The 16,538-nt window shown below is 72.3% G+C and carries 17 protein-coding genes; 5 read left to right on the plus strand and 12 right to left on the minus strand.

The features are described from left to right. Positions 1 to 67: 67 nt before the first annotated feature. Together ACH4XV_RS17505 and ACH4XV_RS17510 are read right to left on the minus strand one after the other, a co-directional pair. Positions 68 to 571, minus strand: coding sequence for a MarR family winged helix-turn-helix transcriptional regulator (locus ACH4XV_RS17505; protein WP_380001276.1), 504 nt, complete (start codon positions 569 to 571; stop codon positions 68 to 70). Positions 572 to 643: 72 nt separating this feature from the next. Then, the gene (locus tag ACH4XV_RS17510; protein WP_395790661.1) at positions 644 to 2,623 is read right to left on the minus strand and encodes a hypothetical protein; all 1,980 of its coding nucleotides are present in this window, start codon (positions 2,621 to 2,623) and stop codon (positions 644 to 646) included. Positions 2,624 to 2,932: 309 nt separating this feature from the next. On the opposite strand from ACH4XV_RS17510, the gene ACH4XV_RS17515 reads away from it, so the two are divergent. Then, positions 2,933 to 3,661 carry a ZIP family metal transporter gene (locus ACH4XV_RS17515; RefSeq protein ID WP_395791107.1) on the plus strand — a complete coding sequence of 243 codons (729 nt, stop codon included), beginning with the start codon at positions 2,933 to 2,935 and terminating at the stop codon, positions 3,659 to 3,661. A gap of 43 nt (positions 3,662 to 3,704) precedes the next feature. On the opposite strand, the gene ACH4XV_RS17520 is transcribed toward ACH4XV_RS17515, so the two are convergent. Further along, complete coding sequence (locus ACH4XV_RS17520; RefSeq protein ID WP_395790663.1) at positions 3,705 to 4,109, minus strand: VOC family protein; 405 nt, start codon at positions 4,107 to 4,109, stop codon at positions 3,705 to 3,707. Between the two features lie 205 nt (positions 4,110 to 4,314). Between ACH4XV_RS17520 and ACH4XV_RS17525 the strand changes: the two genes are divergently transcribed. Together ACH4XV_RS17525 and ACH4XV_RS17530 are read left to right on the plus strand one after the other, a co-directional pair. After that, positions 4,315 to 4,842, plus strand: a complete 528-nt coding sequence (locus ACH4XV_RS17525) for a hypothetical protein (protein WP_395790665.1) — start codon at positions 4,315 to 4,317, stop codon at positions 4,840 to 4,842. A gap of 218 nt (positions 4,843 to 5,060) precedes the next feature. Then, the gene (locus ACH4XV_RS17530) at positions 5,061 to 5,411 is read left to right on the plus strand and encodes a YrdB family protein (protein ID WP_395790667.1); all 351 of its coding nucleotides are present in this window, start codon (positions 5,061 to 5,063) and stop codon (positions 5,409 to 5,411) included. Positions 5,412 to 5,439: 28 nt separating this feature from the next. Here the strand turns inward: ACH4XV_RS17530 and ACH4XV_RS17535 are convergent, their stop codons facing one another. After that, positions 5,440 to 6,438: a phosphotransferase gene (locus ACH4XV_RS17535; RefSeq protein WP_395790669.1), complete on the minus strand. Its 999-nt coding sequence runs from the start codon at positions 6,436 to 6,438 to the stop codon at positions 5,440 to 5,442. A 251-nt stretch (positions 6,439 to 6,689) separates the two neighbouring features. On the opposite strand from ACH4XV_RS17535, the gene ACH4XV_RS17540 reads away from it, so the two are divergent. Then, positions 6,690 to 7,526 carry an undecaprenyl-diphosphate phosphatase gene (locus ACH4XV_RS17540; protein WP_395791109.1) on the plus strand — a complete coding sequence of 279 codons (837 nt, stop codon included), beginning with the start codon at positions 6,690 to 6,692 and terminating at the stop codon, positions 7,524 to 7,526. Positions 7,527 to 7,656: 130 nt separating this feature from the next. Here ACH4XV_RS17540 and ACH4XV_RS17545 read toward each other — a convergent pair whose 3' ends face one another. The 5 genes from ACH4XV_RS17545 to ACH4XV_RS17565 form a co-directional block, all read right to left on the minus strand. Beyond that, entirely contained in the window at positions 7,657 to 8,469 is an 813-nt protein-coding gene (locus ACH4XV_RS17545; protein ID WP_395790671.1) for a hypothetical protein, read from the minus strand. Between the two features lie 72 nt (positions 8,470 to 8,541). Further along, on the minus strand, positions 8,542 to 8,979 hold the full coding sequence (locus ACH4XV_RS17550; RefSeq protein WP_395790673.1) for an ATP-binding protein: 438 nt from the start codon (positions 8,977 to 8,979) through the stop codon (positions 8,542 to 8,544). Positions 8,980 to 9,432: 453 nt separating this feature from the next. Next, positions 9,433 to 10,089, minus strand: a complete 657-nt coding sequence (locus tag ACH4XV_RS17555; RefSeq protein ID WP_395790675.1) for a hypothetical protein — start codon at positions 10,087 to 10,089, stop codon at positions 9,433 to 9,435. Further along, positions 10,086 to 10,901, minus strand: coding sequence for a hypothetical protein (locus ACH4XV_RS17560; protein ID WP_395790677.1), 816 nt, complete (start codon positions 10,899 to 10,901; stop codon positions 10,086 to 10,088). The genes ACH4XV_RS17555 and ACH4XV_RS17560 overlap by 4 nt, the downstream gene beginning before the upstream one ends. Positions 10,902 to 11,043: 142 nt before the next feature. Beyond that, a complete protein-coding gene (locus tag ACH4XV_RS17565) occupies positions 11,044 to 12,498 on the minus strand; it encodes a benzaldehyde dehydrogenase (protein ID WP_395790679.1) in 1,455 nt (484 codons plus the stop codon). A gap of 159 nt (positions 12,499 to 12,657) precedes the next feature. On the opposite strand from ACH4XV_RS17565, the gene ACH4XV_RS17570 reads away from it, so the two are divergent. Then, positions 12,658 to 13,464: a GNAT family N-acetyltransferase gene (locus ACH4XV_RS17570; protein WP_395790681.1), complete on the plus strand. Its 807-nt coding sequence runs from the start codon at positions 12,658 to 12,660 to the stop codon at positions 13,462 to 13,464. Between the two features lie 17 nt (positions 13,465 to 13,481). On the opposite strand, the gene ACH4XV_RS17575 is transcribed toward ACH4XV_RS17570, so the two are convergent. From ACH4XV_RS17575 to ACH4XV_RS17585, 3 genes are all read right to left on the minus strand, one after another. Next, on the minus strand, positions 13,482 to 14,282 hold the full coding sequence (locus tag ACH4XV_RS17575; RefSeq protein WP_395790683.1) for a family 1 encapsulin nanocompartment shell protein: 801 nt from the start codon (positions 14,280 to 14,282) through the stop codon (positions 13,482 to 13,484). Next, the gene (locus ACH4XV_RS17580) at positions 14,279 to 15,412 is read right to left on the minus strand and encodes a Dyp-type peroxidase (protein ID WP_395790685.1); all 1,134 of its coding nucleotides are present in this window, start codon (positions 15,410 to 15,412) and stop codon (positions 14,279 to 14,281) included. Before ACH4XV_RS17580 ends, ACH4XV_RS17575 begins: the two co-directional genes overlap by 4 nt. A 369-nt stretch (positions 15,413 to 15,781) precedes the next feature. Beyond that, positions 15,782 to 16,519 (minus strand): SDR family oxidoreductase, encoded by a 738-nt coding sequence (locus ACH4XV_RS17585; RefSeq protein ID WP_395790687.1) that lies wholly within the window; start codon positions 16,517 to 16,519, stop codon positions 15,782 to 15,784. Between the last annotated feature and the right edge of the window lie 19 nt (positions 16,520 to 16,538).

Below are 16,538 nucleotides of genomic sequence, written 5' to 3' on the forward strand. Positions count from 1 at the left end.
GCGCGCCGGCTCCGCGGGCGCGCACACGACCGGCCGGGTCGGGCCCGAGCGCGCGACCGCCCCCGCGTCACCGCCCGCCGAGCGTCGACGCCAGGATGCGCAGCGCCCGGTCCACCACGTCCCGATCCGCGCCCGCGATCGGCTCCAGGAGCCCGTCGAGCGCGTCGATCCGCGCCCGCATCGCCGTCCGGGCACAGCGCCGGCCCGCCTCGGTGAGGCAGACCAGCACCGAGCGGCCGTCCTCGGGGTTGGGCCGGCGCTCGACCAACTCCTTGCGCGCGAGCCGGTCCACGCAGTGCGTCATGCCGCCGGAGGAGTACATCACCAACGGCCGCAACTCCCGCAGTGTCAGGCCCGGTTCGTCCGGCCGGGTGGCCAGCACGGCCAACACCATGTACTCCGGCGCGGTCAGGTCCAGCGCGCCGATGCTGCGCCGGTCGAACTCCTCCATCGCGATCATCGCCTGATGCATCCGCACCACGAACCCGACCGAGGACGCCTCCACGTCCGGCAGTACCGCCGACCACGCGGCCACCACGGAGTCGGCGTAGTCGGCCTGTGCATCGCTCACGTCGTACTCCCTGGCAGCGCAACCCCACTCGGTCCCGGCCGCCACGGTAGCGGCGAAGGCCCCGGGCCGGCGCTAACCGGCCGGTGCCGTGCAGGGCGCGCCGCCGCACACGTCGACGACCCGCCCGCCGGCCAGGAAGATCGCCTTTTGCTGCCGCGCCACCGGCGAATTGCGCGGGTCCGAGTGCGGATCGTGCCCGTACTCGGGCCCGATCGGCGGCGTATTGGTCACCGGCGGAGCGGGCGAACCGCTGTCCCAGACGACCAGCGCGGAGCCCCGGTACGGCCCGTGCGGCAGCGGCCGGATACCCCAGTACGGGTCCCGGTCCGGGTTGCGCCCGGCGGCGATCGCGGGTTCGTGGATCCGCGCGCCGATCGTGCGCGCCTCGACCTCGGCGGTCACCGTGGAGACCTGGTGGTCGCCGAACGCGATCTGCATCAGCACGTCGTGGCGCGGTGTACCGGGCAACGATCCCCGGCCGAGGCCGCTCGCGTAGCCGTTGGTCTCGCCCCGGTCCCAGAGCATCTGGAACAGCGAAAGCACCACCTGCTGGTCGAGCCGGTCCGGATAGGTCGCGTCCAGGATCCGTCCGTACGGCCCGAAGTCGGAGCTGCGGTTGAGCAACACGCTGTAGTTCATCCCGGTGACCCCGAGCACGCCGCGCTTGATGTCCCGGGACACCGCGACCAACGATCCGCCGAGGATGCCGCCCTGGCTGTTGCCGTCGAAGACCAGCCCCTTCGAGGTGTCGATCAGCGGTCGGCCGGCATCGGTACGAAACGCCGGGTCGGCACTGAAGCCGCGCTCGTGGATCATGTCCCGGCCGAGGAACAGCGCGTTCAGGAACCCCTGTCGAGTGCGATCCGGCACCGCGCCGAAGCTGCCGAGGTCGGCCAACGCCCGGGCGACGGTGGGCAGATCCTCGTCGGCCATGCCGATCCACTTGGTCGCGCAGAACGTGATGCCGTGCTCGGCGGCCATCGCCTTGACGTTGCCGCCGCCCACCTCGTTGTTGCTGCCGAGCAGACCGTGACCGTACAGCGACGCCTGCGACGGGGTGTCGAACGCGCTGCGCGGAATCTCGCAACGGAATTGTGCCTGCTGGGTGTTGCCCGGCAGTTGGCGCGGCAGCCCGTCCCGCCCGAGGTTGAGCGTGGAACCGGTGGGCCCGCCGGGGCGATCGAGGTAGCTGGGCACGGTGACGGTCCCGGTGACCTCGCGGGCGATCCGCGAATCCTCTTGCGGCGTGGTGTTCTTGACACCCGTTACGGTGAACTGCGGTGCCTGATCGCCGAGTCGGCCGAAGGCGTCGTCGCGCATCCGCAACATGCCCGCGGTGAGGTTGTGTTCGCTCGCGACGGTGAAGTCCCAGGCCAGGTACAGGTCGCGGCGCTCGACACCGGCCCGGTCCAGCCGGTCGAGGACCGGCCGCAGGCGCGCCTGGCGAGCCGCCAGGGGGTCGCGGCGCGGGAGGGTGCGGCCGGCGACCTTGGCGAACGCCTCGGGCGCGGCGAGCGGTCGGCCGTCGGCGCCGCGCAGGTCGCGCAGGCCGACCACGTAGTGGTGGCCCGGTACGAAGTTCCGCGCGGGGTGGACCAGCAGCGCCTGCCGGGTCGGTTCGACGGCGTTGGCGTCGAGTTCGGCCCAGTACGGCCATCGTTCGCCGGTATCGGTGTCCAGGACGACGATCGGTGCGTCGCGGGCGAGCGAGGCGCCGACGTCGGTGACCGGGGCCGCGCCGCTTCGGCCGAGGTCGACGCCGGGGACCCGGGTGGTCAGCGTCGAACCGGGCGAAAAGCCGTCGTTGCGATTCCACGCGTCGGGGGTTGCGCCGTGCGGCATCATCGCCGCCGAGAAGGCGACCCGCCGCCCGGTCTCGGTATGCCGATCGGCTTTCGTGTGCCAGTCGTTCGGGAACGGCAACAAACACGCCGCCGGGTCGATCGGGTCGCACCCCGGTTCGCCACCGGGGCCGTCCGGGTGGGCCTCGGCGGCCGGTGGCGCCAGGAACACCAGGAGCAGCGCGGCCACCGCGACGATCGTCGCGGGCATCCGGCGTCGGGAACGCACGCGGGGGTGGGGCAGGGTTCGGCTCACTATTCCTCCAACTCCTACGGCGAGGGCTGTGCAGGAATATCAACCGACATCTTGCAGGCCGGGCGGCACGAGGGGAACGGGCAGCGCGGGACCCGGCGATCGGCGCGTGGGCGTCGCCGATCCACACTCGTACGGCGCAGCCCCGAGCGCGGGCGCCCATCCGCTCGACGACGATGGTTCGATGACGCCGTCCCGGACGCAGCCGCGCAGGCCAGGGCAGGCGCGGGCGTGACCGCCGTACTGGTCGCCGCCGGTGCCTTCCTGATGACCCTGCTCGGCGGCTGGGTGGCGCAGCGCATCGGCGATCGCCGGCATCTCGTACTCGGCCTCGCCGCCGGACTGATGCTCGGCGTGGTCGCGTTCGACCTGCTGCCCGAGTCGTTGTCGGCGGCGGGTGGGCGGATCGGCGGGGTGCCCCAGGCGCTGCTGATGTTCGTTCTGGGCTTTCTCGTGCTGCACGTGGTCGAGCGTTCGGTGGCGATCCACCGGGGCCACGAGAGCGAGTACGCCCCGCACGCCCACCACCACGGCCCGGCCATGGGCACCGACGGCCGGGTCAAGGGCATCGGACTGACCGCCGGCATCGCGCTGGTCGGGCACAGCGTGATGGACGGCTTCGCGATCGGCGCCGCGTTCCAGGCCGGCACCACCGTCGGCACGACGGTGGCGATCGCGGTGGTGGCGCACGACTTCGCCGACGGCTTCAACACGTTCACCGTCACCCGCATGTACGGCAACGACCGCCGCCGGGCCCTGACCCTGCTGGGCGCGGACGCCCTCGCGCCGGTGGCGGGCGCGGCCCTCACGCTGGCGTTCACCATCCCGGAGCACGCGCTCGGCCTGTACCTGGGTTTCTTCGCCGGCTTCCTGCTCTACCTCGCCACCGCCGACATCCTCCCCGAGGCGCACAGCCCACACCCGTCGGGCTCGACGCTGCTGTGCACGGTGGCGGGTGTGGGGTTCCTGTGGCTGGTCATCTCGTTGGCGCAGTAGGCGGCGCGGAGGGCGCGGGTCGGCTCGCCGCCCGTCCCCGTGTTCAGCGGATCGGGCCCATCCGTTCGATCAGGTCCCAGCGGTTTCCGTACAGGTCGCGGAAGACGGCCACTATCCCGTACTTCTCCCGGCGCGGCGGCTCCTCGAAGACCACGCCCGCCGCCAGCATGCGGGCGTGCTCGCGCGCGAAGTCGTCGGTGTACAGGAACAGTCCGACCCGGCCGCCCGTCTGGTCCCCCACCCGGGAGCGCTGCTCGTCGTCCACCGCCTTGGCCAGCAGTACGGCCGCCTCGTTCGGTCCCGTGCCGGGCGGGGCGACCACGACCCAGCGTTTCCCGTCCGCCATCGGGGTGTCCTCGCGCAGGTCGAACCCGAGCGCTCCGGTATAGAACGTGATCGCCTCGTCGTAGTCCCGCACCACCACCGCGACCAGCCCGAGCCGATTCATCGGCCCACCCCGACCGGTACCCGTGTGGCAACGCCCTCGATGGTCATGCGGCCCAAGCTACCTTCCGGGTCTGCCATCCGACCGGGACGGGTCGTCGACACACCGGCGGGTTGGTCCCGGCGGGCGCGGGGCCCTGCGCTCCCCTCGGATTCCGCTGTGGGCGGACCTTCTTGCCTTGCCCGCGTATCGGCGTAACTTGAATTACATGATTACAACGAAACAGGAAGCAGTGCGCGGCTGGTTCACCGGACGCCTGCCGGAGGGCCTGTTCACCGCGCTGGTCGAGGTGACCGTCGACCGCGAGGAGATCACCGTCATCGGCCGTATCCCCGAGCCGGAACTCGCCGAGGAGGTCTCGGCCGACGAGCGGGAGGCCGCGCTCGACGGGCGGATCGCCGAGTTCCGCGAGCGCACCCGCGAGGACCGCATGGCGGTGGCCCGCGAGGCCGAACGCCGCTTCGGCCGCAAGGTGTCGTGGGGCGTCGAGTGCGGCGGGACCCGCGCCCTCTACACCAACGTCTCCGTACCCGTGATGACCCGGCTCCGCCAGCCCGAACGTCAGGTCCTGGACACCCTGGTCGCGGGCGGCGTAGCGCGCAGCCGCAGCGACGCGCTGGCCTGGTGTGTGCGCCTGGTGCAGCGCAACGCCGACACGTGGCTGACCGACCTGCGCGACTCGCTGGAGCACGTCGAGCGGGTCCGCTCCCAGGGGCCAGACGCCCCTGGCGAGTAGGCCCGACCCCGCGCGCGCCGTGCCCGTCGTCCACCCGGCGACGCGGCACGGCGTACGGCACGCGGCGGTGGCCCCCTTCGGCCCGAGCGGCACCGGCGCCTCGGCCCGAGTGAGATCGGCGCTCGCAAACGAGAGCAGTGCTCTTGACTTGGAGCATGGGACGCAGAATGATGCTCTCGGGCGAGAGCGGTGCTCTCGCAAGCCACGGGGAGGCTCGCATGATCGTGCTCTATTGGACCGCGATGTTGTTTCTGTTCCTGGCCGAGTTGGCCGCCGTCGCGGCCACCGCCTACTGGGGGTTCACGCTCACCGCCGGATGGGCGGTGCGGATCCTGGTCGGGTTGGCCGCACCGACCGTGATGATCCTCCTCTGGGGTCGGTTCGCCGCCGCCAACAACGCCGATGCGCTGACCGGGCTTCCGCGCGTGTTGTTCGAGATCCTCTGGTGGGGCGCCGGCATCATCGCCTTCGTCGCTGCGGGCCTGCTCCCCGGCGCGATCGGCGTCGCCGTCGCCCGCCTCACCGGCCTCGGCGCCCAGCGCGGCAAGGCCCACGCGGCACGCCGCTGAGCCGCGCCCCCGGGCCATGTCCGGCGGCTCAGGCCAGGCGCCGGCGCAGCCAGTGCAGCGCGCCGTGGGCCTGGGCGCGTTGGAACGGACGCAGGGTCGGGAGACCGTCCGGGGCCGGCAGCAGGGAGTTCGCGGCGAAGAATCCGGCGGCGGCGGCCATTACGGCGGTGACCCGGTCCGGGTCCACCCCCCGGCGGGCCAGATGGGCCTCGATCGGGTCGATGGCGGTGTCGCCGTTGTGCATGATCACGCTCGGCGCCATCAGGACCACGTCGATCCAGGACGCCCCGCGCACGGCCCACGGCCAGTCGACGAACACGACCCGGTCCGGGGTCAGCAGCATGTTGTCCGCGCGCAGGTCACCATGCACCAGGGCGGTGCCCTCGGCGGCGGTCGGCCAATACGCCTCGTGCGCGGCGATCCGCTCGACGTTGGCGCACGTCCACGCGCCGAACGACTCGGGATCGAAGCCGCGTCGCCACGCCCCGAAGGTGACGCCCAGCGCCTCGGCGACGGTGGGCACCTCGATCGGGGACGGGTCCAGGACGGCGCCCAGGTCGGCGCAGGCGGCCAGGACCCGGGTCAGGTCCTCCGGACGCCACGGCTGCACGGGCGTGTGGCCGTCGATGTCCTCGAAGGCCAGTGCCACCCAGCCGTCGAGGTCGACCTCGGCGAGCAGGCGCGGCACGGGGGCGGCGGGAGGGAGGGCGGCGGCGACCCTGGCCTCGGCCCGGTGCAGGCCGGGCGCGTCGGGGTTCGCCTCGGCGCCGACGGCCTTGACGAATGCCCGTCGGCCGTCCGCGAGTTCGACTCGGGCGGCGATGCCGGGCGAGAATCCGCCGACCTGGGTGACGGCCCGCACGACCCGGGCGCCGAGCCGCGCCTCCACCGCCGCGCGCAGCCCTTCCGGCGCGGCCTCCCACGGCACGCGTACCCCGGAGGCCACGGGCGCGGCCTCGGACATCCCGGGCGCCTCCGCCTCGGGCGACGTCGTACCGGTCCGCTCTGCGCTGCTCTCGCTGGTCATCGGATCAGGATTTCCGTCCGTCGGCGCCCGGGCAAATCCTTATCCGGACCCGCACCGCGACCGGAATCGACGACCCGGGTCCGCGCCGGGCCCGATCCGTGTCGTTTCGCGCCCGGATCCGCGCCGGCGGCTCCGCCGTTACCGTTCCGTCCAACTTCGGACATGTGATGTCCACCTGGCACACCGTGGGCCGCCGCTACCGTGACGGCCATGATCCGCATCCCTGTTTCCCACCCCGGAGTCGTCCGGTGATCGGTTGGTTCGAAGCCGTCGTACTCGGCTTGGTCCAGGGACTCACCGAGTTCCTGCCGATCTCCTCCAGCGCGCATCTGCGCATCGTGTCGGCGTTCGCCGGCTGGGAGGACCCGGGTTCGGCGTTCACCGCCGTGACCCAGATCGGGACGGAAAGCGCCGTCCTGATCTACTTTCGCAAGGACATCGGCAACATCGTCGGCACGTGGGTGAAGTCCCTGTACACGCCGTCGCTGCGCGGTGAACTCGACGCGCGCATGGGCTGGTACATCATCGTCGGCACGTTGCCCATCGGCGTACTCGGCCTGATCTTCCAGGACACGATCGAGACCACGTTCCGCGATCTGCGGCTGATCGGCACCACGCTGATCGTGTTCGGTCTGATCCTGTTGGTCGCGGACCGAATAGCGCTGAACAACCGGGGCATGGACAAGCTCAACGGCAAGGAGTCGCTGATCTACGGCTTCGCCCAGTCGCTGGCGCTGATCCCCGGTGTCTCGCGCTCGGGCGGCACGGTCACGGCGGGTCTGCTGATGGGGTATCGCCGCGAGGTCGCGGCGCGCTACTCGTTCCTGCTGGCCATCCCGGCGGTACTGGCCTCCGGCGGCCTGGAGCTGTTCAAGATCGGCGAGGGGCCGGCGCCGGCGTGGGGGCCGACGATCGTGGCCACGCTCGTGGCGTTCGTGGTCGGCTACGCGGCGATCGCCTGGTTCCTGAAGTTCATCAGCACGCACAGCTTCACCGTGTTCGTGGTGTACCGCGTCGTCCTGGGCCTGGTCGTGCTCGGCCTGGTGATCTTCGGCGCCCTCGAACCGACGGCGGGCGCGGCGAAGTAGCTCCGCGCCGATCCAAAGAGCCGTTCGGCCCCGCCGTGTCCGCCCGTACGCCGGCATCGAACATCGTGTTCGAACACCACCGCCGTACACCGCGCAGACGGCGAGGCCGAACGGGCCGGCGTCGCTCGCGTCACTCGTCCCCGAGCATCGCGAACACGAAGGCCAGCCGTCGGTCGACCCACGGCGCCAGGATCCGGACCGGCTTCCCGCGCCCGTCCGTCGTCATCACCAGGTCGCCGGCCGCCTTCCAGGCGAGGACGCGCGGGCGCACCGGTCCGATCGAACCGTCGGGGCCGCCGAGCACCGTGTCGAAGGTCAGGCTCAGCGCGGTGTCCGCCGTATGGGCGGCCAGGCGGCGCGGATCGGTCGTCGCGAAGAGGTTGCGGCCGACGATCTCGGGCCGGCCGGGCTGGTCGATCCGCCAGGTGTGCTTGAGCGGTCGCCGGGTGGGCGGAACGCGCCGGATGGTGCCGAGGGGTTCACCGTCGGCGGCGCGGACCCGGTCGTGTCGTACGGCGTCGATCGTCTCGGCGGGGTCCACCGTGCAGAGCAGGTCGCCGTCGGGGAGGTACAACGAGCGGCGGTCGTTCCCGGCGAGCGCACACGGGGTGAAGAAGTCCCCCGGGCCGCCGCCGCGCAGGATCCGCACGCCGACCGCGGAACCGGCCGCACGATTGTTTGTCCCGTCGCTCGACAACGAGCCGTAGCGGAACGCGGTGACGCGCTGCCAGTCGGGCGCGTCGGGGTCGAACCCGGCATCGGAGTCGGCGTCGGGACCCGGTTCGGCGTCGGCGCCCGGTTCGGAGTCGCGACCCGGATCGCCCGCCGCGGCGGGATCCTCCGAGCCCGGTACCGGCGCCGTATCCACCCCGGCCGTCGGCTCCGCCTCGCCCCGTCCCCTGCGCCGCCCGAACACCATCCGACCCCGGCCCTCCTCCGTCACGACACGTCGACCCGCGCGCCGGTCGCACCGTCGTACGACCGGACCATCCGCGCTCGACCGTATCGGGCGGGCTCAGTCCACCCCGAAGTCGTCCCCCGCGTCGTCCTCCACCTCGTCGCCGAAGTCATCGTCGAAATCCGCGCCGTAGTCCTCGCCGAAGTCCTCCTCGAACCCGGCGCACACCGCCTTGCGGCCGCCGCTGCGCAACTCGACCCGGAAGCGCCGGCTCAACGCGGCGACCACGAGCAGACCGCGCCCGGCCTCGGCGTCTTCCAACACCTCCACCGGGGACGGCAGCGAACACGGCAGGTGATCCAAGACCTCGACCCACAACATCCGACCGTGCAGCGAGGCGGACACCTCGTAGTCGCCGTAGTCGCCGGCGTGTTCGACCGCGTTCGAGGCCAGTTCGGAGGTGACCCGGACCGGGTCGTCGGACTCGAACCCCACCCGCTCGCAGAAGCGCCGCACGTGGGCCCGCGCGGCGGAGACGGTCTGCGGTTTCGACACGAGCCGTACGGTCGAACGTGTCCTGGACACGGTGGTGGCCACGTCTCCCCCTCCAGTCGGTCGGGCTGCTGAGAGCACCGTGATCGAATACTTCCTGGAAACGGGCCCGAACTGCGATTTCCGGTCACCGACCGACCGCGATCTGGTAGAAACCGCGGCAAGATCGGTGGACTACTTGGAAGTTACCGAATCCGAGGCCCTTCCGGGCGGATCGTTTGGCAAAGAAAACCGCGCGTCGGACCGGACATCCCACACCCGGGCCGGCAACCAGCGGTCGTACCCCGGGAGTTCGTCGAAATCCCAGGTCAGCCTACCGAGCCGAGGGCGGTGGGCACGGCGAAACGCGGGACAACGACGCGTCGACGGAGCATCGAATCACCGACGACGAACGACCCGATCCCCAGCGGGGGTCGGGTCGTTCGTCATCCGGGCGAATGTTCGAGGGGGCCTGGCTCAGAAGCGGATCGAGCGCTCGATCGACTCGAGGTCCCGCAAGCGTTCGGTCGCGCTGCTCGGGGCCGAGGACAACATGTAGATCGGCACCACGCCGGTGTCGATCACGGTGACCCGGAGCCGGAACGGCGCCACGTTGCGGTCCTCGGGGGTGCTCTCGATGTCCATCAGCCACGCGTTGCGCCCGTCGAGGCGGGTCGCCTCGCTGGAGCGCACCACGTCCTGGGCCTTGGCCGGGTAGATCAGTTCGAGTTGGGCCCGGCCGACGGTCTCCGCCGTCTCCGGCATCGATCGCGGCCTGGCGGTCACGTACGCCTTGGTGTCGACCACGCCGACCATGAACGTGCCGAGCGGGTTGTTCGGGTCGGGCGTGGGCTTGGCCGTGGGGTCGCTCGTCTTGGGGTCGCTCGTCTTGGGGTCGACGGTGGAGGCGACCGAGGAGTACAGGCCGACGTACGGGTCCGGGGGCTTGGCGTACCAGCCCTGGGGCAGCACGTACGACACGTGCGCCTTCTCGTCGCGGATCTCGCCGGGCCGGGCCGAGCGGGTGGCCGCGGGGGGCGCCGACTCGCCGTCGCCGGCGTTGTCGTCGCCCGGTCCGCACGCGCCGACGGCGATCAACGCGGCCAGCGTCGCTCCGAGGGCCGCGCGCCTCATCCCAGGACCTCCGCGTCGCCCCCGTCGACCTCCACGTCGCCCGCCTCGACCGCTGCCCGGTAGGCCGCCTCGACCTCGCTCGTGGCCGCGCCCTCCCGGTCGAGCAGGTGCGCGTACAGCAGGCGCGAGCCGGCCAGGTCGGCGTCGATCGCGCGCCGGATGTGCTCCCGGGCGGCCTCGGTTCGGCCCGCGTCCAGTTCGGCGTCGCCGAGGTCGACCAGCGCGTCCTCCTGGCCCGCCTCGACCGCGCGGGTCAGCCAGGCGATGCCGTCGTCGACGGCGTCGCCGTTGAGCAGCAGCCGGCCGAGGTTGGCCATCGCGAACCCGTCGCCCGCCTCCGCCGCCGGGCGCAGCAGCGCCTCCGCCTCGGCGGCCCGGTCGAAGTCCTGGAGGAAGGCCGCGAAGTCGTTCGGCGCGTCGGGGTCGCCGGCCTCGATCGCCGAGACGTACCAGCGCTCGGCCGCCTCCGGCTCGTCGAGCGCGTCGGCGAGCAGGTTGGCGATCGGCAGCGCCCAGCGCGTCTCGCCCAGCCGGTGCCGGTCGATCAGCAGGTCGACCGCGGCCTCCGCCCGGCCGGTGACCTCCAACAACTCGCTCAGCGCGTCCACGGCCTCCGCGTCGCCCTCGGCCAATGACTGGCGCAGCACCGCCTCGGCGGTCTCGTCGCCGCCCGCGAACATCAGTTCGCCGGCCTTGCGCCGGGCTTCGGGCGCGCCGGCGTCGGCGGCTTCGAGGTAGAGCTTGACGGCGACGTCCATGCGTCCCTCGCGCACTGCTTGGTCGGCTTGGGCGAGGTGGTTCGTGCCGGACATGGTCCTGCTTTCGGATCGCGGGGCGTAGGCCCACGAGCCTGCCACATCACCGAGCTTTCGACGTGGTCGGCACGGACGGCGCCCGCCGAGGCCGGGCACCCGGCCGGTGCGTGCCGCCGCTCGGAGACCGGCGTACCGGCGCTCAGAACGGATGCGGCGCGATCTCCCCCCGCATCGTCACCCACTGCGTCTCGGTGAACGCCTCGATGTTGGCCTCCGGGCCGCCGAACCGGGCGCCCGTGCCCGATGCCGCCTGGCCGCCGAAGGGGGCGTTGGCCTCGTCGTCGACCGTCTGGTCGTTGATGTGCACCAGGCCGGTGGGAATCGCGTCGGCGACCCGCATCGCCTGCCCGACGTCGCCGAGGATGCCGAGCGAGAGGCCGTACTCGCTGTCCCGGGCCAGCGCGATCGCCTCCTCGACGGTGCCGAACGGGACGACCGGTGCCACCGGTCCGAACACCTCGTCGGCGTACGCGGGCATCGTCGGCCGCACGTCCGCCAGCACGGTCGGCCGATAGAACAGCCCCTCGTACGTGCCGCCGGCGGCCAAGCGCGCACCTGCGGCCACGCTGTCCCGGACCAGGCCGTCGATGCGGCGCAGTTGCCCCTCGTCGATGATCGGGCCGAGCGCCACGTCCTCGGTCGCGGGGTCGCCGACCGGCAGGTGATCGGCCTTCGCGGCCAAGGCGGCGACGTAGTCCGGGTACAGGCTCTCGTGGACGAGGTGGCGGCCGGTGGCCATGCAGATCTGGCCCTGGTGCAGGAACGAGCCCCAGGCGCCGGCCGCCGCGGCGCGGTCGAGGTCGGCGCCGGGGAGCACGATCAGCGCGTTGTTGCCGCCCAGTTCCAGGTGGGCGCGCTTGAGCAGGCGTCCGCAGGTCTCGCCGATCCGGCGGCCGGCGGCGGTGGATCCGGTGAACGAGACGATCCGTACCTCGGGGGCGGACACCAGGGCCGCGCCCGTATCGGCCCCGCCGGGCACCAGGTGCAGTACGCCGGCGGGCAGTCCGGCCTCCTCCAGGATCCGGGCGAGCACCACGCCACCGCCGATCGCCGTGCGCGGGTCCGGCTTGAGCAGGACGGCGTTGCCGAGCGCGAGCGCGGGCGCGACCGAGCGGATCGACAGGATCAGCGGGTAGTTGAACGGCGCGATCACGCCGACCACGCCCGCCGGACGGCGGCGGGCCAGGCTCCAGCGCGGCTGGGTCGACGGGAGCACCAGGCCCTGCGGATGCGCCGCGAGCGCCGACGCCTCGAAGCACTCGGCCGCGGCGAAGCCCACCTCGACGGCCGCCTTGGCCGGGACCGATCCGGACTCGCGGACCAGCAGGTCCCGGATCTCCTCGGCGTGCCGCTCGAACAACAGCCCCGCGCGGCGCAGTACGGCGGCGCGCTCGTCGTACGGCCGGGCCGCCCAGTCGCCCTGAACGACGGCGGCGGCCGTCGCCGCGCGGGCGACGTCGGCGGGATCGGCCGCGCCGACCACACCCAGCACCTTCCCGGTCGCGGGCGCGACCGCCTCGTACGTCCCTCCGGACCCGGGCGTCCACCGCCCGTCGAAGATCTTCCCGGTCCACGTGCCGTCGGCAAGCAACATGCGGCGTCCTCCCAGGCGATCGGCCGCGCGGGTCGCGGCGGACCTGCTCGCGACCTCGACGTGCCGGATACGCCCGGATGTTGCTACGGATTCCTCGCCCGCGAACCGATTCCTTCCACTCACCGGAAGGGTGGACGTGTCGTGTGATGGGGTGTCCTCATGACCGCCGCGACCTCGCCCGTGATCTCCCTCGGCTTCCGCACCGACCTGATGCTGCTCACCCTCCAGGGCAGCCGCGTCGAGGAGCGGGACGGCTACCGGGTCGTCCGTACGCCCGCCAACCCCACTTTCCACTGGGGCAACTTCCTCCTCCTGCCCGCTCCCCCGGCCCCCGGCGCCGCGGCCCGCTGGGTGGACACCTTCCGTCGGGATTTCCCCGACGCGGACCACGTGGCGCTCGGCGTCGACGGCACGGACGGTACCGCCGGCGACCCGGCCGACCTCGCCGCCGCCGAGCTGCACGTCGAGCGCGGCACGGTCCTGACCGCCGCGTCCCTGCGCCCGCCGGCCCGCCCCAACACCACCGCGACCTACCGCGTCGCCGACAGCGACGACGACTGGGCCCAGGCGCTCGCGCTCAACGAGGCCGGCAACACGGACTTCGAACCCACCGCCTACCGCGAGTTCGCCGCCCGCCGCCTGGCGGGCTTCCGCGCGCTGCAGGAACGCGGCCACGGCGCCTGGTTCGGCGCCTTCGAGGACGGCCGACTCCGCGCCGGCCTCGGCCTGTTCACCGACGGCCGAGGTCTGGCCCGCTACCAGACCGTCGGCACCCACCCGGACCACCGCAACCGCGGCCTGGCCTCCGGCCTGGTACACGCCGCCGCCGAGCACGCCGCGGCCCACTGGTCCGTGACCACCCTGGTCATCGTCGCGGACCCCGACTACGTGGCGATCGACCTCTACCGCCGCCTGGGCTTCGCCGGCACGGAAACCCAGATCCAACTCCAGATCGTCCCCACCTGAGCCCGCCGGGCATTGCGTCAGGGACGGGCGAAGCCGATGGCGGCTTCGCCGGTGTACATCAGGAACGTGAGGGTTTCCTGGAAGTAGAGGTGGATGCCCGCGTCGTCGTGGGACAGGTAGCCGATGGACAGGTCCTGGCCCAGGCGCAGTTCGTAGTCGCCACCCCGGGTGGACAGCACGAACGCGCCGTCGATGGCCGGAGCCCAGATCGGTTCGCCGGCCAGGATTCGGGTCAGGTGTTGGCGGATCGGGTAGCCGTGGTCGGCGGCCTCGTTGACCGCGGTGTACGCCTCCGGGCCGAGCACCAGGTGGTACGGGCCGTTGACGCCGGCCAGGCGCAGTTCGGTCAGCGCCCGGCTGACCGCGTCCGGATAGTCGCGGGCGTCGGTCGGGAGCGATACCGGCACGTTCGTGGATGCCCGGCGGATGCCCTCGATCGATGCCGCCGGGTAGCCCTCGAAGATCAGCCGGTCCTCGGTGAACCCCATCTTGCGCGCCGCGTCCTTGACCGGCTGCCAGTCCGCGTCGGCGGCGCCGCGCTCGACCGCGTCGACGGCGCTGCGGGCCACGGTGAACGGCACGCGCAGTTCGATCAGGGGGCGGAATCGGCGGCTGCGGGCGAGGACTCCGTCGGCGGGCGGCTCCAGGTCGGCCAGGTGGCCGGTCCCCACGCCGGCCGCCGCGCTGCCGTCCGGCCCGGTCACGTCGACGACGCGCCGGCCCGCGACGTGCTGCTTGAACGTACGCCTGGCCTCGTCCTCCAAGTCGGCCCACGCGGCGTCGGAGATCGGGGCGAGTTCGCGGTGGAGGTTGTTCATGGGGTCAGGCTCCTGGTTTCGGGGGCTGGTGCGGGGTGGGCTGCGGGGTCGACCGAGTCGTCCGGGCCCGGGTCGGCCGCGCCGAGTGCCCCGATGCCGAGCGAGCCGTCCGCGCGCAGCGCCGCCGGGGCCGGGTCGGCCGGAGCCGCGCGCTCGATCGGCGCGTCCGGCGGGCCCGGCGGGTCGTCCAGGAAGTCCGCCGTCGGCACGAAGAACAGCCCGCCGGTGACCGCCGTCGAGAAGTCCAGGATGCGGTCGTAGGTGCCGACCGGGCGGCCGATGAACATGTTCTCCAGCATCTGCTCGGTGACGCTCGGCGTGCTGGAGTAGCCGATGAAGTAGGTGCCGAACTCGCCGCTGCCCACCGACCCGAACGGCATGTTGTCGCGCAGGATGTCGCGCTCGGTGCCGTCCGGGTCGGTGATCGTGGTGAGCGCGACGTGCGAGTCGATCGGCTTGACGTCGTCGGGCAGTTCGAGGTCGGACAGCTTGGTCCGGCCGATCACCTTCTCCTGCGCCTCCACGGGCAACGCGTTCCAGGCCCGCATGTCGTGCAGGTACTTCTGGACCATCACGTAGCCGGCGCCGACGAAGTTCGGGTCCTCCTCGGCGGTGATCGTGACCGCCTCGAACGCGTCCCGCCCCTCCGGGTTTTCGGTGCCGTCGACGAAGCCCATCAGGTCCCGCTGGTCGAAGTAGCGGAATCCGTGCACCTCGTCGACCACGGTCGCCGCGCCGGCCAGCCGGTCGGTCAGCACGGTGGCCAACTCGAAGCACAGGTCGATCGACCGCGCGCGCAGGTGGAAGAGCAGGTCGCCGGGTGTGGACACGGCCCGGTGCTTGGCGCCCACCAGTTCGCGGAACGGGTGCAGCTCCGCCGGGCGCGGGCCCGCGAACAGCCGATCCCAGGCGTGTGAGCCGATGCCGACGACACACTTCAGGTCGCGCTCGGGGAGCCGGAAGCCGACCGAGCGGCGCAGTCCGGCCAGGTCGGCGAGCAGGTCGCGGACGGTGTCCTCGGCCGCGGGGTCGGCGTCGATGGTCAGGACCAGGAACATCGCCGTCGTGGCCGGCAGGCCCAGGATCTCCTGCGGCCGGGGCGGCGGCGTCGCGTCGGTCTGTACGCACATGCCGTGGCAGATCGACGGATCGCGCGCACGGCAAACCTGATTCGGCCGAGGCGATCATGGCCGGGGCGCGCCCGCGTGGGGGCGGGTGGCGCGACCGGGCCGCGGATCTGCTGGTGCGCCGGGGGCTCGACGAGACGACCGCGGACTGAACCCGGTGCGGTGGCCTCAAGCGCCGGCCGGGCTTTTTGGCCTCAAACGCCGGCCGGGCTGAGTGACCCGGCCTCCGGCCGAGGTGGCCTCAAGCGCCGGCCCGGCTACTTGGCCTCAAACGCCGGCCGGGCTGTTTCGCCTCAAGCGCCGGTGGGGCTGATTGGCGCCGGCCGGGCTGATTGGTGGTCTCGGTGGGGTGGGTGTCGGGGTGGCGTGGGATTACCAGGGGATTGGGCCGTTTTCAGACCGGAAGGTGGCCGCTGGGCCGTCCTTGGCCAGCGTTGCCATGTCGACCGCGATGGTTGCGCCCTCCTCTGCCGTGCGTATACCGGTGTGGCGGTTGAGGTCGGTTGCGCAGTAGCCGGGGCTTACCGCGTTGACCAGGATCCCTTCGGTGCGCAGTTCGTTGGCGTAGAGCGCGGTGATCGCGTTCAGAGCGCTTTTCGAGGTGCAGTACGGGAGGAGCATCGAGGAGTACGGGGACCATGGGCTGCCCGGGTCGGCCAGGTGGGTGAGGGAGCCGAGTTCGCTGGACATGTTGACGATCCGTGCGGCGGCGGAGCGGCGTAGCAGCGGGAGCATCGCGTGGGTCACCGCGATGACGCCGAACACGTTGGTCTCGTAGACCTGCCGGACGGTGGCGGCGACGGTTTCACTCGGCTTTTGCGGTCCGGCGGCGATCGCGGCGTTGTTGACGAGGATGTCGAGGCGGCCGAACGTGGCGTCGATGTACTTGGCTGCGGACTCGACCGACATCTCGTCGGTGACGTCCAGCGGTACGAACCGTACGTCGGCGCCGTCGGCGCGAAGCTCCTCGGCCGCCGCCTCGCCCCGCTCGGCATCGCGGGCGCCGATCAGCACGGTGATGCCGAGGGCCGCGAGCCCGCGCGCCGTTTCCTTGCCGATGCCCTTGTTCGCGCCGGTGATCAGGGCGGTCTTCTGCGAAGTCGTCGTCATGGCACCCAGCCTCCCCCGG

It is taken from the genome of Embleya sp. NPDC020630 (assembly GCF_044334985.1).
Taxonomy (GTDB): domain Bacteria; phylum Actinomycetota; class Actinomycetes; order Streptomycetales; family Streptomycetaceae; genus Embleya.

Coding starts and splice junctions, on each gene's coding strand:
- ACH4XV_RS17510 (WP_395790661.1), bottom strand. CDS start 2,623: ATGCCCGCGACGATCGTCGCGGTGGCCGCGCTGCTCCTGGTGTTCCTG.
- ACH4XV_RS17515 (WP_395791107.1), top strand. CDS start 2,933: ATGACCCTGCTCGGCGGCTGGGTGGCGCAGCGCATCGGCGATCGCCGG.
- ACH4XV_RS17520 (WP_395790663.1), bottom strand. CDS start 4,109: ATGAATCGGCTCGGGCTGGTCGCGGTGGTGGTGCGGGACTACGACGAG.
- ACH4XV_RS17525 (WP_395790665.1), top strand. CDS start 4,315: ATGATTACAACGAAACAGGAAGCAGTGCGCGGCTGGTTCACCGGACGC.
- ACH4XV_RS17530 (WP_395790667.1), top strand. CDS start 5,061: ATGATCGTGCTCTATTGGACCGCGATGTTGTTTCTGTTCCTGGCCGAG.
- ACH4XV_RS17535 (WP_395790669.1), bottom strand. CDS start 6,438: ATGACCAGCGAGAGCAGCGCAGAGCGGACCGGTACGACGTCGCCCGAG.
- ACH4XV_RS17555 (WP_395790675.1), bottom strand. CDS start 10,089: ATGAGGCGCGCGGCCCTCGGAGCGACGCTGGCCGCGTTGATCGCCGTC.
- ACH4XV_RS17560 (WP_395790677.1), bottom strand. CDS start 10,901: ATGTCCGGCACGAACCACCTCGCCCAAGCCGACCAAGCAGTGCGCGAG.
- ACH4XV_RS17565 (WP_395790679.1), bottom strand. CDS start 12,498: ATGTTGCTTGCCGACGGCACGTGGACCGGGAAGATCTTCGACGGGCGG.
- ACH4XV_RS17570 (WP_395790681.1), top strand. CDS start 12,658: ATGACCGCCGCGACCTCGCCCGTGATCTCCCTCGGCTTCCGCACCGAC.
- ACH4XV_RS17575 (WP_395790683.1), bottom strand. CDS start 14,282: ATGAACAACCTCCACCGCGAACTCGCCCCGATCTCCGACGCCGCGTGG.
- ACH4XV_RS17580 (WP_395790685.1), bottom strand. CDS start 15,412: ATGTGCGTACAGACCGACGCGACGCCGCCGCCCCGGCCGCAGGAGATC.
- ACH4XV_RS17585 (WP_395790687.1), bottom strand. CDS start 16,519: ATGACGACGACTTCGCAGAAGACCGCCCTGATCACCGGCGCGAACAAG.